Source organism: Motilimonas sp. E26 (genome assembly GCF_021278025.1).
In the GTDB taxonomy this organism is placed as follows: Bacteria; Pseudomonadota; Gammaproteobacteria; order Enterobacterales; family CBDFNC01; genus Motilimonas.
Genome location: NZ_JAIBHJ010000009.1, coordinates 131,951 through 146,930 on the forward strand (window position 1 = coordinate 131,951; position 14,980 = coordinate 146,930).

The following is a 14,980-nucleotide window of genomic DNA, read 5'->3' on the forward strand; positions in this document are numbered from 1 at the left end:
GCAGGAGCATTTCATTCTGGCAGCCAATCAATTTACAAACAGCTCAGTGATAATTGCAACTTTGAAAAAAATAGTGATTATCAATTAGAAGAAATTGGGGAAGATTAATGATTAATGTTAAACCATTCAGAGTTATTAACTATTGCGATGCAATTACTGCCGAATACCTTGAGGCTTTTGAGCAACGAATAGGAGCTAAGTTGCCCGTAGATTACAAATCTTTCTTACTGCGTTTCGGCGCGGCATCGTTAAGGCCAAGTAATGTCCCATTAACCGGTCCTGATGGACATCCTTTTAGTGATAAGCCTTATGAAACGGGTGATGTTGATTTAGGTATTTTTTATGCTGCATCGTTTCGTGAGACAGGAAAACCCAGCAATGGATTACGGGATCGCAACTCCCTTAATGAGCAATATAGCGAATATACCTTAGATTATGGGCTAGACCCCGACTACATCCCCATCGCTGACGGCCATGCCAATAATATCTTTTTAATGAAGGTAAAAGGCGAAGGGGCCGGTGGCATTTATTACTGGCTTAATAAGCGCTACTGCCTGTTAGCCCATAGCTTTGAGGCATTTTTAGATAAAATTCCTTATGAAAAAGAGCTGAATGTGGATGAATACTTGGAATCGGTTAAAGATGTTATTCGAAATGAAAAAGACTATGAATGGCGTCGAAATCGTTTTTTAGAGAATTACAAAGAAATGCGTGAGCAATACCAAGTTAAAGAGCAAGGCGAGCCGTAATCTCGCTAGTAAGTGTTTTTTAGCGCAATAGGACAGCTATTTAAATATCCGTTAATAAACAACCGAGGCCATGTAGGAGTACCCCATTCTGGCGGCCAATCAATTTACAAACAGCTCAGTGATAATTGCAACTTTGAAAAAGATAGTAATTGTCAGTTAGAAGAGGTAGGAGAGGACTAGTGTTAGATGTGACCAAATTTAAAATTACCAGTTTTTGTCATGTTATTGATGAAGCATATATTGCAGAGTTTGAGAAGCGTATTGTCACTAGCTTGCCAGATGCTTATAAGGCTTTTCTATTGCGCTTTGGTGCTGCGTACCTGAGCCCCGCAACTGTCCCGTTAACCGATCCAGACGGAAATAACTTTAGTGACATGCCTTATGAAACAGGCGGTGTAAGCCTAGGAGTATTCTATGCTGCATCGTTTCGTGAGACAGGAAAACCCAGCAATGGATTACTGGATCGTGATTCTCTCAACGAGCAATATAGCGAGTATACCTTAGATTACGGGCTAGACCCCGACTACATTCCTATCGCCGACGGTCATGCCAATAATATTTTTTTAATGAAGGTAAAAGGCGAAGGGGCCGGTGGCATTTATTACTGGCTTAATAAGCGCTACTGCCTGTTAGCCCATAGCTTTGAGGCATTTTTAGATAAAATTCCTTATGAAAAAGAGCTGAATGTGGATGAATACTTGGAATCGGTTAAAGATGTTATTCGAAATGAAAAAGACTATGAATGGCGTCGAAATCGTTTTTTAGAGGATTACAAAGAAACGCGTGAACAATACCAAGTTAAAGAACAAGGCGAGCCGTAATCTTGCCATCTATATTTTATAAGGAAATAGTATGGCGTTTAAACTAACCCCCATTGCGCTATTGTTGGCTACTGGTTTAGTCGGTTTAGTCGGTTGTGGCGGTGGGGCTCACCTAGCGGCAGCAGTGCTGAGCGAGCCATTACCCCAACGGTTGCGCCAACAATCGAGCCGCCAGCGAACACTTTACGCACGAATGTAACGGTTGTTGGTGATTATTTAAGCAATGCTTTGGTATGGATGGATTTAGACGGCGACTTTTTATTTGATGCCAACGAGCCATCGGCAAGAACTAACGCGAATGGGGTCGCTACCCTTGATTACTCCGAACAATACAGCGTTAACGACTATCACTTAGTGGCCAAAGCCATCGCCGGTGAAACCGTGGATATGCGCACCGGCAAAACCGTAACGCGCGATTATTACCTCACCACCCCAAAAGGGAAAAACGTGATCACGCCATTAACCAGTTTGACCCAAGGTTATGTTGACCAAGGCCAGCTGTTGGATGATGCGGTAGCTTTGGTTTGTCAGCGTTTAGGGCAAAACCAATGTGATTTATTTAAAGATTATGTGGCTGATAAAGACCATGTGCAATTGGGCCATGCCCGCGCTTACATGAATATTATGCCCAGTGGCGCTAGCAGTGAAGTGAGCTTTAGTTTAGCGCTTGATAACGCACAACAAATTGATGACGCCCTCGCTCAATGGCAGCTAGACAACCAATTAGACAGTGACAGTATTAACTGGCAACTAGTTGACGTGGTATTAGACCAAGCCGGTATCGCACAAGTGAATACGGCGATGGCGGAAGATTACTTAGCTAATCGTGATATCGCCTTAGTTACGCTATCTGCCAGCTTAGAGAGATTAGCCACTGCCGCGGTAGAGATGGGCTTAAATCGTCAAAGCACTTCTATTTCAGTTCCGTGCGCAAAATCGGGTAGCACAGGTAAAGCGTTTCAAGTGGGTGAGGTGCCTAATACTGTCGATGGGGTTGTGGTAACAGGCGCGGAAGTATTTGATAAATGTACCTTATCGTATTTAGAGCGTGACATGGTGCAAAATGGCATGATTGAGTACAAAGGTACTTATCAAAATAGCGCTTTTGGTGGTGATTTACTCAAGCAATCGGGTCAAGTCGATTATAACCTTGCTAGCAATGCTTACGCGGAAGGAGTTGATTTCACGACAGAAGCTAAAGCCTAAAGCGTAGCAAGCTATAATGCTGCCAACAAAAACTTTGCTGCTAGATCAACAGGGATCATTAAACTGACCGTCAACGGCCAACTTTATCTGTTTAAAATAGGCAAAGATACCGATACCTTATATTACCCATATCCTCACCCTGTAACAGGCAAACATCGGTTTACTTCTGGCTCAGTCTCTGTTTTTGAAAACACCGTTGAAACCGTTTATGAAGTTGACCAATATGGCTGGTGGACCGAAATTGCTGGTCAGCGTTATCAAGTTAAAGAGTATGCACAAGAATAAGTTAGCTCGGCTATTCGGTTAATGAAAAAGTCGACGAGTTGATATTTCCTGCATTATCGGCCTCAGGTTATGCCTGAGGCCGATTTTTGTTTAAGTCTTGTGTGTTTTTAGGTAATAAGTGAATTTAAACTAGGGGTTACATTCTACCTAGATGAGACCGTAAGCCATTCATATAGTCCTGGCGATAGAAAGGGTCTATGTCGTCACAGATACCGCGATAGATTTGGCCAGTTGCACCCAACCATGTCGCATTTTGACTGCAGTACTGTTTTTTACCAATCATGTAGCCTTTATTATAAGCATTGAACGCTTGGTCATTTAGGGTATTAATACTAACGCCCCATTTTTTTGCTAAGCCCTGTTTTGAATGTTGAATAAAGCCTTTATTTGCATGCTCTTCGCCATAAGCGTGCCATGCTTGTGGGTTATTCATTTCAGGTTGCTGTTCCATGGTGTCATATGATGCACAGCCAACTTGTAATGCGAGTACCAAGACTATTAATAACGACTTCATCACGACTCTCCATTGCTAGTATTCTTTCAACTCACGAGCCACTGATTGTTACTGTCAGCCAAGTGAATAAATATTCGTTTGAGCTTATCCAATATTAGCAGGGAGAGCTGTTATCGTCCAAAGTGATAAGTTGTTTGAGGGGGCTCTAGCTTAAACGGTGTTGCCTGTTTAACCCATTGTTTATTAGTTAAGTTAATGCTTTATTACTTGAGGGGGTTGCCGTTTAAGGCTTTTAGTTAAGCCAAATCTCATTAGCTCTATCATTATAGGTTGAATCCCGTTAGCTTAGGTAAGCCTAACGGGAGTGGCTGCTTTTTAGAATTAGTAGCTGATTGGGCTATGCACTTTTTCACCATCAAGCCACCAACCTGATTCATTAATAATCAGTTCGGTGGTTTGGTTATTTTCACGGATAATGATTTTCCCTGATGATATTTGGCCGTTTATGACTAAAGGTTGGTTTGTAGGGTTGCTGAATGAAAAATGATAATTTTCCCCTTTGTAGCTCAGCTTAGCGTAGCCATTGATGCTGGTTTGGTAGTTAGCACCTGCTGATTGATAGTTTGCTTCACCAGTTAATTTGAGTGTGCTAGCAATACCGGCTAGGCCTGCGGTGTAGTTGTTTGTAAACGATAAAGTGTTAGTTTGGCTAAGTAGCTTGCCTTGTGCATTACGGGTTAACTGGCTTTGGAAGTCTTTAGTTGAATTAAACACTTCGCCACCTTGGTAAAATGAGCAATTGTTTTGTACGACTTTCTCAACAATCGCGCCTGCGCCACCTTGGGTTGCTGAATTGATTGCGCCGGTGTTAGTTTGGGTGCCGCCGTTAGTACAGTTAAAGGTTCCGATGTTCGTCTCAGCGATTTGCCAGTCTTGTCTGAGGCCTAGTTTAATGCTGTCTGCAACGGCACTGTGCAGCTCGCCTGCTAGCTGTAACAGCACCATATTGCGACCATTGTTATATGCCGAACTAAACTGGCTACTGAAAACGAGTTGGTCAAGGCTGTTTTGTATAATGTTAAGGGCTGCCCAGTTGACGCCATTAATGTTGAGATTGTTGTCTTTCAGCCAATTATTCATGGCAAGATCGACACTGGCTGCATTATCAAGGGCTATTGCGAAATCGATGCTATTATTACCATTGGGCATGATGTGCATGTAAGCACGCGAGTAGCCTAATAGTTGATCCGCCTTGGTGGCAATATAGTCATCATAAATTCGGCAGTTTTCAGCGTTAACGCGCTGGCAAATAAGCTTTTCAGCATTTTCTAAGGTTTCACCTTGCTCGACATAACCTTGCACTAATGAGGTGAGTGGTGTGATGACGGATTTTTGTTTCGGTGTGGTTAAGTAATAATCACGGGTGACGGCTTGTCCAGTACGGGTATCAATGGTGGCACCAGCAGTGGCCTTGGCGACAAGGTGGTATTCGGTCCAGTCAATATTCTCTGGGTAGGTTAGCGTTGCTTGGCCCATTTCATTGGTGGTGGCTGAAGGCTCATCGGCTTGATAAATAAAGTCGCCATTGAGATCTAACCATACTAGAGCGTTTTGTAGGTAATCATCGATCACTGTTACTTGTACGCTATTTACTGGGGTGACATCTGGCACCGGTGTTGGCGTTGCGACGCTGGGAGGTGTAGTGCCTTGGTTTGAATCGGTTGCACTTGAACCACCACCTCCGCCGCCACAGGCGGTAAGCGCTAAAGATAAGGCTAAGGTGCTAAAGACTAAGTTGTGGTTCATGTGTTACTCCATTTAAAATAATAGTCACAAAAATGTAAAAAACAGAATCTTACCTTTTAAATATCAAAAAACAATCATTTTGATATGTAAGTTGATTGAATAAGATGGAGGTCTTAATATAAAAGGCAAGTATGCTTCCCAAGAAAGCGAGCTGGATATATCTCTATGCGTTTTGTGTTGTCATCTCTGAAAACAACTTTACGGTAAAAAAATATACACAATTTGATCGCGATAAGCTTAAGTAGAGCTGAGATTGAATTGCTAGCCAAAAGCTAAAAATGGCGACGTTAATTGAGTCTTTAAAAGCGTATCGCGATAATGATTTGAAAGCCCCTGAAAAAATAACAAGGAGAGCACTTGCTCTCCTTGTTATTATGACTAAGTTATTATTTACTATGGGATAATCTGCTCTGGATAAGTTATAACACTGCCATCGCTAGCAGTTAAGCTGATAGTTAGTTTTTGGCCTGAAGCGAAGGTTTCATTAAAGTCTGCATTGTAGTTAAAAGTGACCCGAGTCGAAATGCCTGACAAGAAGCCACCTAAATCAGCGAGGTTAGTAACATCAAAGTATTCACTGCCAGTGTTGCTCGCAATTTTTTTCATTGCATCCACACTGGTTTGATCAAACGAATCGCTAGCGGCAATAATATTAACGGGAATGTTATATTGGTTAGCTTTCGCAATAATATCATCTGCACTATTGCTTGAATTATTATCAGAGCCATCGGTTAGCGCAACGATCATTGGTTTTGCCACATTAGCATTAGCTAATTGTGTAATAGCCGCATCAATACTGTCGTAAAATGCAGTTCCACCGCCAAAAGGATACCAACTTGCATGGTGAATATTGTCGGTGCGGTCAGGATGGCGGCTGGCTACAGGCGTAAAGTATGGGTCATAGATATCTGAATGCGGATTATATAGATCAATTAGTGTATGCAGTGTTGGGACATCTTTTACAAATCCAGTGGTACTGTTTATAGAATACTGAATCTCTGTATCATTGTTATCGAATAGTTGTAAATATTGCGCGATGGTGCTGTCTGTCATTGAATAAATAGTCGTTGAGAAGAGAGTAACCGCAATTTCTGCATCAGGATCGTTAGCCTTGGTCATATCAATCAATTGATGAGTAGAGGAGGCGACAAGGCTGTAACGCGTATGAGGATTCGAATCGGAGGCCGGAATGAAATTACCATTGCTATCAAGTACTGGAACACTCATTGAACCGCTAGCATCTAGAGTAATGGCAAGTGATGTTGAGTCACCAGCGATATTTTGTGAGCCGGTAATCTTTTTCGCCGCAATAGCTTGTGAGTCTAGAGAGAACTGAAACGATGACGTAGGTAAGCCTAATACGGCTTTTTTGGATTTGGAGTCAGTGATAATGAAGTTAATGCTGTTGTTGCTGGTTTTTCTAAAACCAGATAGTACAAATTTTGCATCATTCTCAACCGTTGAAACGACTTTTGAAGCATTGCTGGCTAAGAAGTTTTCAACATCACTTATTAGCTGTCGGAAGCCTTCTTTGTTTGCGACAACTTTTTCTATGCTACTAACTAAGCTGTCGGGAACAACAAAAACGAATTTACCACAAATATCAGTAATGACATCTTCACTAACTGTATTCCCTGCCACATCCCTTAACTGTACAGTGGCACCATTAAGTGGCATATAGCCGTCAGGAACATCTGGACACGAAGTATCACGAGATTGGATAGGCTTTATTGCTGCGCGAGCGCTAGTTGTCAAGCTCACGGGGACCACAAGTTGACCATCAATATTTTGATTAGTGACCGGTGCTGGCTCCTCGGAAGGTGTAATGCTAGGGGTGATGACTGGGTTGCCATCATTTGTACTTTTCGAAGAATTACCGCCGCACGCAGCTAAGGCTGAGCTCAGTAGGATTGCACTCGCAATTTTTGTTAGTTTCATGATATATCCATGTTGAGATTTTGTTGTCAATAATATATCAATATCGTGTAAGTCATAAACTACCCGTTCGGGTAGTTTTGAATTATATGTTTTGCAAATGTTTCATTATGTGCTAGTTAGAAAGGCTTCAAAATAGAGTTAGTTTATTGCTAATTAAGTAATTTAATTTTAATGAAAAGTTAACACTTAGAGAAGATTTGGGACCGGCTATACATTTGCGCTAAAGGGGGACAAAAACCTCTACGTCATTACCAGGATAAAAGATGAAATTATTTTCAGTAGTCTGTTAAACCTACCTATTATCGGTATAGTGTTGCCGATTGAGCCGAGTCGAAAGAGTGAGCAGTTTAATGATTGATGACCAAAATGTGATTGAAACCTTGTCTGAGTTAGAAGCGTTTTTGCTAGCGGTAGAAAGTGGCAGCTTAGGGCTGAATGATGTGGCAGGGGTGGCGTTAGCGACGAGTAATGCCGATGGTAAACCCTTTGTTGCGGTGCTCGATAGCCAACATCAGCTGTTGTTAGGGCGTTGGGTATCGCAAGATGTGTATGAAAATGGCAAAGAGTTGGTGCGAAATGGCCCACCTCGCGTGCATTAGGTCGATGTGTTAACTTGTAATATATCAAAAAGCTCACAAGCGTGGGCTTTGTCATTTTAAACATGAGCGAGGGTATGGCATCCAGTCAAAGCAAAGGTGCTGTCATCAAGTCTTGATACCGCTCGTCCAGTTCGATCTAAGTCTCCCCGTTAAGCGCCAAACAGATAAATCTTGTAACCTGATTCAAGCGCTATGCCTGATGTTTTCCAGCCACATTTTTTGTTAGAAATTGTAAGATTGAGAGCAAAAAAGTATCAATTAATGAGCATTTTGGGTAAATTTATCAACTGATAATCAATATCATTATTATGCCAGCTGTTTGGCATTAATTGTGGAGGGAAGTATGAAACCATTGTTTTTATTAACGCTGTGCTTTGCTTTGTCGGCTTGTGGTGGCGGCGGCGGGGGAAGTGATCCGACTAAACCATCTGATCCGCCTAGCGTGCCAACGCCAACACCGGCTCCGGTGACCCCAACCCCAGAGCAACCTCCTATTGAAACAAAAATTAGTTTTATTGAGCATGCTGGCTTTACCAATAACCAACTCGTTAAAATTGGTGATATTAGCAAGAGCAAAAATGCGTCGATTAATAAATTGGTGCAGTTTAATGATGGTCAGTCAATCATCGTAGGCCAATATCTTGCTTCAGATGACTATAAAGATAGTAAAGGCTTTTTTGCTTTAATGGATAAAGAGCAGAATGTATTAAGGCAAGAGGTCGTTTCAGGGGGTTTTGCAGATATTTGTATCCATGACTCGGGTGAATATAGCCTAGCCAGGTATGTTGAAAATAGCGCTGATTCTTCACAAGGGAAAGAGTTTGCTCTTCAGCTAGAAAAGTACACCCGTGCGGGTGAATTAGAGCATAAAACCTTGTTAACCGACCCTTATTCTGAAAACTATTACCTCCCTCCTTTTACTAAGGAGGAGTATCTGGTCAGCGAGTTTACCCTTAAAGAAAATACCCGCCCCCCGGCGCCGAACCATAAAGTAACATTTACTAATTTTATTAATTATTCCAGTCATATTGGTAATGTGGAGCTACATTGCCAACAAGAAAAATTATTGGTTTCGTATAATTACGAAGGCTTGAAATTGAGCCTTTTTGATGAAAACTATGCTCAGCAATGGAGTCAGGTGGTTTCTATTTGGGATTATTATGTTGGTAGCTTTGGTGGCCTGAGTCATATTGCTGTTGATGAACAAGGGCATATCTTTACTTTGTCCAGTCGCAATATGAATTCATTAGCTGCTTATAACCACCGATTTGGAACTAAATTTACTCCCGATCTAGATAGACTGCTGGATACGCACATTGTACTGAAACGCTACAACTTCGCGGGTGAGCTAGAGTTTGAAACGCTGCTCGACAGTGGTGAAAGTGACGTTATTGCCGATGCGTTGATTAAGGCTAATACCTTATATGTCGGCGCCAATAGTCGTCGAGATAAATTCCCTAGCGGTAATAATTATACCACCGAATGGGATATCAGCTTTTATCGCGTCAATTTAGCAGACCGTACCTATATTCATGACTTTCTCGACCTGAATAAGGAAGACTTACTGCGCGGGCTTAGTTGGTTAAACCAAGATCTTTACCTTTATGGTATTAATGGTTTTACTCAGGTTGATAGTAATAGCTGGCTCAGCGCTGGTGATGGCTTCTACAAAGTATTACCGCAAGGTCAGCTTTTGGATCCCAAGTCATTTGTTAATATTGCTGGTACCAGAAATACCTATATTAACAGTGTTGGATTACTCGACGATAAACTGATTGCGGCAGGTCGTACCGATGGGCCGCTAACCCATGATACCGATGATACTTCGTCAGCAATGGTCTACAAACAGCAGTAAAGTCGATTACGGCCATAACCCAAAATATAAAAAAGCCCACGTTAGTGGGCTTTTTTATTTCAGGCATGGAGTGGTTTATGCCACTTTATTTAAATGCACATCCATTTGTGGGAATGGAATTTCGATACCTGCTTCGTCCAAGCCAATTTTGATTTGCTTATTGAGATCAAAGTAAACCGCCCAGTAGTCTGGTGTTTTCACCCAAGGGCGAACCACGAAATTAACGGATGAATCCGCCAATGCAACAACCTCAATAGTCGGCGCCGGATCTTTTAGCACTTTCTCATGTGCTGTTACAATCCTTCTTAATACATCTTGAGTTTGTTTTAGGTCAGCTTTGTAGCTAACGCCGATCACCATATCTACGCGGCGGGTAGGCAGGCGCGAGTAGTTGACAATGTTGCCACCAAATACAGCTGAGTTTGGTACTACAACTACCTTGTTATCTGGTGTTGTTAATACGGTAGAGAAGATTTGGATTGAGTCTACCGAACCTGCAGTGCCTGCAATTTCAACGTAGTCACCCGCCTTGAAAGGACGAAATAGGATAAGTAGCACGCCAGATGCAAAGTTAGACAGTGAGCCTTGTAGTGCTAAACCAATCGCTAAACCGGCGGCACCGATAATAGCAACGAACGAGGCGGTTTGTACGCCAACACGGCCAAGGGCGGCGACGATGACAAATGCAATGATGCCGTAACGAACTAAACCAGCAACAAAATCAACAATTGTTTTGTCTAGGCCTTTAGAACCCATTACTTTAGCTAAGCCGCCAGCAACCATTTTAGCGGCGATAAAACCAAAGAATAAGATCAGTACCGCAGCGGCAATGTTTACACCGTATTCAATTAGTAGACCTTGGTTGTTTTGCAACCAAGAGCCAGACTCTTTTATGATTTCGTCCATTTAAATGGTTCCTTAATTTGGAGAAGGTTGGGGATTTATTTTTCGCCAGTATATTAGCGCAAAAAATGATATAAACAATAGGCAACAAGTTCTGCCAAGGTAATCATTTTTTATAATTGTTATGAAGCAGATTAATCATTCGGTGAGCGCAAGGTAATGCAGTACCTTGCGTTAAATAAGGCCAATGCTACCCCTGCGCTAAGTATAGCGGTATTAACTGTTGAGTAGCTGATTGCGAATAAAGCCCCACTGTTCATCAAAATCTGCGGTGGGCTTGCGTTTAAATTGAGTGCGCACGTATTGGTTTATTTTCCCTTCAGCAAATGCCAACAGCAAGTTGGCCAACATACCTTCATCTAAGTTGAAGCCCTTACCGTCACGTAAACGTTTTTCTCGTAATACTTGCTTGAGCTGTATCTCTAGCTTTTCAAACAATACTTGAATGCGCTCACGTAAGCGTTCGTTTTCGCCCAATAAAGCATCGCCAGTTAAAATACGAGTGATGCCGGGGTTACGTTCGGTAAAACTAAGTAGCAAGTGCAGTATGTGATGAATACGATTAAACGTGTCTTTTTCTTCTTCTAAGATCAGGTTTATTCGCGACAGCAGCGATTCTTCAATAAACTCGATTAAGCCTTCAAACATACGCGCTTTGCTAGGAAAGTGGCGGTACAAAGCCGCTTCTGATACACCAACGGCTTTAGCGAGCTTAGCGGTCGTGATCCGTTGTCCCGGCGCTGTTTCAAGCATTTGTGCTAACGCTTGTAAGATTTGCTCTTTGCGGTTGGTTTTATTGGTTCCTGACATGAATGTTCCTTTACCCAAACTGTTACCTAAAAGGCGTGTTTACCGATGCGTTTTAGTGCGTAATTAACTCTAAGCGACAAGCTTATTGACGGCCTGAGTGACCAAAGCCACCTTCACCGCGTTCACTGCTAGCAAATTCATCCACTATTTCAAACTGTGCTTGCACTACAGGCACAAAAACGAGTTGTGCAATACGTTCGCCAGGCTCGATGACAAACGTGGTTTTACCGCGATTCCAGCACGACACCATTAGTTGTCCTTGGTAATCAGAATCAATTAACCCAACCAAGTTGCCAAGCACAATGCCGTGTTTGTGGCCTAGGCCTGAGCGCGGCAAAATGGTGGCGGCAAGACTGGTGTCGTTAATGTGGATTGCCAGCCCTGTTGGCAACAATTGCGTATCACCGGGCGCTAATGTTACCGCTTGGTCCAAGCATGCGCGTAAATCCATCCCTGCCGAGCCGGGCGTAGCGTAAGCAGGTAACGGAAACTCATTACCGATGCGTGGGTCGAGTATTTTTAATTCTATTTGTTTCATTTGTGCTGTCTTATTATTTTTTATAATGGATCAAAACCAAACTCAATAACGCATTGGCCACGTCAAGTTTACTGGCTAATGGGATATGGATGGCGTCTGTTTTTGAAAATACCGTGAGACTATTTTGCTCCGCGTTAAATCCTTGGCCAGCTTTGGCTACATCATTAGCGGCAATTAGGTCTAACTTTTTGCGTGTCAGTTTGTCTTTGGCGTAGTGTTCCACATCTTGGGTTTCGGCGGCAAAGCCAACACAAAATGGTCGCGGCTCACTATTAGCGATATCGGCCAAAATGTCAGGGTTTTTTACCATTTTTACGACTAGCTCATCATTACTTTTTTTGATTTTGTTATCTGCTACTGATTCTGGGCGATAGTCGGCAACAGCCGCACAGCCGATAAATATATCGTGTTCAGCACTGCGTGATGTGGCGGCGTGGTGCATTTCAAGGGCGCTCATCACATTGACCACTGCTACGCCTGCTGGTGGCGTTAAGTTAACAGGGCCTGACACTAACGTGACTGTCGCACCGGCTTGTTGCGCTGCTTGGGCTAAGGCATAGCCCATTTTGCCAGAGCTGTGATTGGATAAATAACGCACTGGGTCGATTGGCTCACGAGTTGGGCCTGCGGTGATTAATACACGAATGCCAGCATAGTCTTGGTTTGGGTTAAGTTGCTGCTGGCAATGTTGGACAAGCTCATCCGGCTCTAACATGCGGCCAGGGCCAACATCACCACACGCCTGTTGACCTTGTGCAGGCCCCCAGATCAACGTGCCACGCTGTTTTAAAGTGGTTAGGTTAGCTTGGGTTGCTGGTGCTAAATACATTTGCTGGTTCATTGCGGGGGCGATAGCAATGGGCGCAGGCGTGGCAAGGCATAAAGTAGACAGCAAATCATCGGCAATGCCAGCTGTTAAACGCGCAATGGTGTTGGCACTGGCAGGGGCGACTAAAATCAAATCGGCCCACTTGGCTAGTTCAATGTGGCCCATGCCCGCTTCAGCAGCAGGATCCAGCAGGCTATCAGACACTGGGTTGCCAGAGACCGCCTGCATGGTCAACGGTGTAATAAAGGCCTTGGCCGACTGGGTCATGACCACACGGACATTGGCGCCATGATCTTTGAGTCGACGTGTCAGCTCTGCGCACTTATAAGCGGCGATGCCGCCGCAAATGCCTAATAAAATATTTTTATTATGAAGGTTCATGTTTCAGCCCAAGAAAAAATAAAGCGCAACGATAGCATAACTTAATTGCCAATTTCCCCTACTTGGATCATAGCCATCGACTAGATTTAAGGGATTAGTGATTTCGTTCACCTTAGTGTGCAGGGAGAGCAAATGGGTATTAAGCAATGGCCCGCAGCCGAGCGGCCGCGTGAAAAGTTATTGGATAAAGGGGCGCAGGCGTTGTCGGACGCTGAATTATTGGCGATTTTCTTACGTACAGGCTGCGCTGGGCTTGATGCAGTGCAGTTAGCTCGCCATTTACTGAATGATTTCGGCTCGCTGCGCGCAATTTTAAATGCTCAACAAGGGGTATTTTGCCAAGGCAAGGGACTTGGAACGGCAAAATATGTGCAGCTGCAAGCCGTGGTTGAAATATGTCGGCGCTATTTAGAAGAAAAAATGCAAAAAGAGGACGCGTTGACCAGCCCACAGGCTACTCGGCAATATTTAATGGCGAAAATGCGTGATTATAAAAATGAAGTGTTCGCTGCTTTATTGCTCGATAATCAGCATAGGGTGCTCAATTTTGTCGAGTTATTTCATGGCTCCATCGACTGTGCAGCGGTTTATCCGCGTGCAGTGGTAGAACAAGTGTTAACAGCGAATGCAGCGGCGATTATTTTAGTGCATAATCACCCGTCGGGAATTTGCGAGCCCAGTCAGGCTGATCGACGGATCACCGAAAGGCTGGTCGCAGCCCTCGCATTGATCGATGTGAGAGTATTAGATCATTTAGTTGTTGGTGACGGCGAAACCGCTTCTTTTGCTGAAAGAGGGTGGATTTAGCTGAAAATTCGACCAGATTTGAACATTGTGTTGATCTTATATGGGCTTTACTGTATAAAATGCGCCCTCGTAGTGCCTCGGGCGACGGCCACACGAGGCACTAATATTGCTCGAGCAAGAAAGTTATATTTGGAGAAGAGTGACATGTCAAGAGTATGTCAAGTTACCGGTAAGCGTCCAGCTGTAGGTAACAACGTATCACATGCGAAAAACAGAACAAGACGCCGTTTTCTACCTAACCTACAAACGCACCGTTTTTGGGTTGAAAGCGAAAACCGCTTTGTAAAATTACGTACTACTACTAAAGGTATGCGTATCATCGATAAGAAAGGTATTGATACAGTATTAGCTGATATCCGTGCCCGTGGTGAGAAGGTTTAGGAGATAGATTATGGCAGCTAAAGGCGGTCGCGAAAAAATTCGTTTGAACTCAAGCGCTGGTACTGGTCACTTCTACACGACTGACAAGAACAAGCGTAACATGCCTGAGAAATTCGAGATCAAAAAGTTTGATCCTGTAGTTCGCAAGCACGTAATGTACAAAGAAGGCAAGATCAAGTAATTGATTCTTCTCTTTTTAAAAAACCCAGCCTCGCTGGGTTTTTTTATATCCGAGATTTCTTTCAGCACACAGCTTCAAGTGTTGATTGGTTTAAGTGGCTTAATTAGGCCAATTATTTCCCCAGCTAAAGATCTGTCCCTGCAAAATAAATGACCGCTAATAAGTGATTTTGATAAGGGGAAAGCCATTATCTGCATCAATGCCTTGCCTAAACGCCTGTAACGCTTGCTGAAATCAAGCATCTCCAGGTTGATTGGGTATAAACCCTACCTCATGTTGATCTAGCTGACTTATAAGCATCATCCGCATTTACCAATGGCTGCAGTCGGTCACGAAAAATTTTTATTGGTGTGCTTAATGCTAGGGCGTGTTGATCTTTCGCGATGGATTTTTGAGCAGCATGGTAAAGGGTTATAATTTGCTTCGCCAAAAGTAAA

The 14,980-nt window shown here is 43.2% G+C and carries 16 protein-coding genes; 9 read left to right on the forward strand and 7 right to left on the reverse strand.

What is annotated here, in order from left to right; translation table 11 throughout:
• The first annotated feature begins 107 nt into the window (after positions 1-107).
• The 4 genes from K1M91_RS10205 (at position 108) to K1M91_RS10220 (ending at position 2,776) form a co-directional block, all read left to right on the forward strand.
• Positions 108-749 (forward strand): SMI1/KNR4 family protein, encoded by a 642-nt coding sequence (locus tag K1M91_RS10205; protein ID WP_232801649.1) that lies wholly within the window; start codon positions 108-110, stop codon positions 747-749.
• A 179-nt stretch (positions 750-928) separates the two neighbouring features.
• Entirely contained in the window at positions 929-1,570 is a 642-nt protein-coding gene (locus tag K1M91_RS10210; protein ID WP_232801650.1) for an SMI1/KNR4 family protein, read from the forward strand.
• A gap of 31 nt (positions 1,571-1,601) precedes the next feature.
• Positions 1,602-1,769, forward strand: a complete 168-nt coding sequence (locus K1M91_RS10215; protein WP_232801651.1) for a hypothetical protein — start codon at positions 1,602-1,604, stop codon at positions 1,767-1,769.
• Positions 1,770-1,807: 38 nt separating this feature from the next.
• On the forward strand, positions 1,808-2,776 hold the full coding sequence (locus tag K1M91_RS10220) for a hypothetical protein (RefSeq protein ID WP_232801652.1): 969 nt from the start codon (positions 1,808-1,810) through the stop codon (positions 2,774-2,776).
• 421 nt (positions 2,777-3,197) lie between these two features.
• Here K1M91_RS10220 and K1M91_RS10225 read toward each other — a convergent pair whose 3' ends face one another.
• From K1M91_RS10225 to K1M91_RS10235, 3 genes are all read right to left on the reverse strand, one after another.
• Positions 3,198-3,575, reverse strand: a complete 378-nt coding sequence (locus tag K1M91_RS10225; RefSeq protein WP_232801653.1) for a DUF2799 domain-containing protein — start codon at positions 3,573-3,575, stop codon at positions 3,198-3,200.
• 321 nt (positions 3,576-3,896) lie between these two features.
• On the reverse strand, positions 3,897-5,321 hold the full coding sequence (locus K1M91_RS10230; protein ID WP_232801654.1) for a hypothetical protein: 1,425 nt from the start codon (positions 5,319-5,321) through the stop codon (positions 3,897-3,899).
• 393 nt (positions 5,322-5,714) lie between these two features.
• A complete protein-coding gene (locus tag K1M91_RS10235) occupies positions 5,715-7,259 on the reverse strand; it encodes a hypothetical protein (RefSeq protein WP_232801655.1) in 1,545 nt (514 codons plus the stop codon).
• 350 nt (positions 7,260-7,609) lie between these two features.
• Between K1M91_RS10235 and K1M91_RS10240 the strand changes: the two genes are divergently transcribed.
• Both K1M91_RS10240 and K1M91_RS10245 read left to right on the forward strand, forming a co-directional pair.
• Positions 7,610-7,858 (forward strand): hypothetical protein, encoded by a 249-nt coding sequence (locus tag K1M91_RS10240; RefSeq protein ID WP_232801656.1) that lies wholly within the window; start codon positions 7,610-7,612, stop codon positions 7,856-7,858.
• Between the two features lie 343 nt (positions 7,859-8,201).
• Positions 8,202-9,713 (forward strand): hypothetical protein, encoded by a 1,512-nt coding sequence (locus K1M91_RS10245; protein ID WP_232801657.1) that lies wholly within the window; start codon positions 8,202-8,204, stop codon positions 9,711-9,713.
• A 75-nt stretch (positions 9,714-9,788) separates the two neighbouring features.
• On the opposite strand, the gene mscS is transcribed toward K1M91_RS10245, so the two are convergent.
• The 4 genes from mscS to coaBC form a co-directional block, all read right to left on the reverse strand.
• A complete protein-coding gene (gene mscS / locus K1M91_RS10250) occupies positions 9,789-10,619 on the reverse strand; it encodes a small-conductance mechanosensitive channel MscS (protein ID WP_232801658.1) in 831 nt (276 codons plus the stop codon).
• A 213-nt stretch (positions 10,620-10,832) separates the two neighbouring features.
• On the reverse strand, positions 10,833-11,426 hold the full coding sequence (slmA, locus tag K1M91_RS10255) for a nucleoid occlusion factor SlmA (RefSeq protein WP_232801659.1): 594 nt from the start codon (positions 11,424-11,426) through the stop codon (positions 10,833-10,835).
• Between the two features lie 82 nt (positions 11,427-11,508).
• Positions 11,509-11,964 (reverse strand): dUTP diphosphatase, encoded by a 456-nt coding sequence (dut, locus tag K1M91_RS10260; protein ID WP_232801660.1) that lies wholly within the window; start codon positions 11,962-11,964, stop codon positions 11,509-11,511.
• Between the two features lie 13 nt (positions 11,965-11,977).
• On the reverse strand, positions 11,978-13,174 hold the full coding sequence (gene coaBC, locus K1M91_RS10265) for a bifunctional phosphopantothenoylcysteine decarboxylase/phosphopantothenate--cysteine ligase CoaBC (protein WP_232801661.1): 1,197 nt from the start codon (positions 13,172-13,174) through the stop codon (positions 11,978-11,980).
• A 132-nt stretch (positions 13,175-13,306) separates the two neighbouring features.
• Between coaBC and radC the strand changes: the two genes are divergently transcribed.
• From radC to rpmG, 3 genes are all read left to right on the forward strand, one after another.
• Positions 13,307-13,981 carry a DNA repair protein RadC gene (gene radC / locus K1M91_RS10270; protein ID WP_232801662.1) on the forward strand — a complete coding sequence of 225 codons (675 nt, stop codon included), beginning with the start codon at positions 13,307-13,309 and terminating at the stop codon, positions 13,979-13,981.
• 144 nt (positions 13,982-14,125) lie between these two features.
• Positions 14,126-14,362, forward strand: coding sequence for a 50S ribosomal protein L28 (gene rpmB / locus K1M91_RS10275; RefSeq protein WP_232801663.1), 237 nt, complete (start codon positions 14,126-14,128; stop codon positions 14,360-14,362).
• Positions 14,363-14,372: 10 nt separating this feature from the next.
• Positions 14,373-14,543, forward strand: coding sequence for a 50S ribosomal protein L33 (gene rpmG / locus K1M91_RS10280; RefSeq protein ID WP_232801664.1), 171 nt, complete (start codon positions 14,373-14,375; stop codon positions 14,541-14,543).
• The last annotated feature ends 437 nt before the right edge of the window (positions 14,544-14,980 follow it).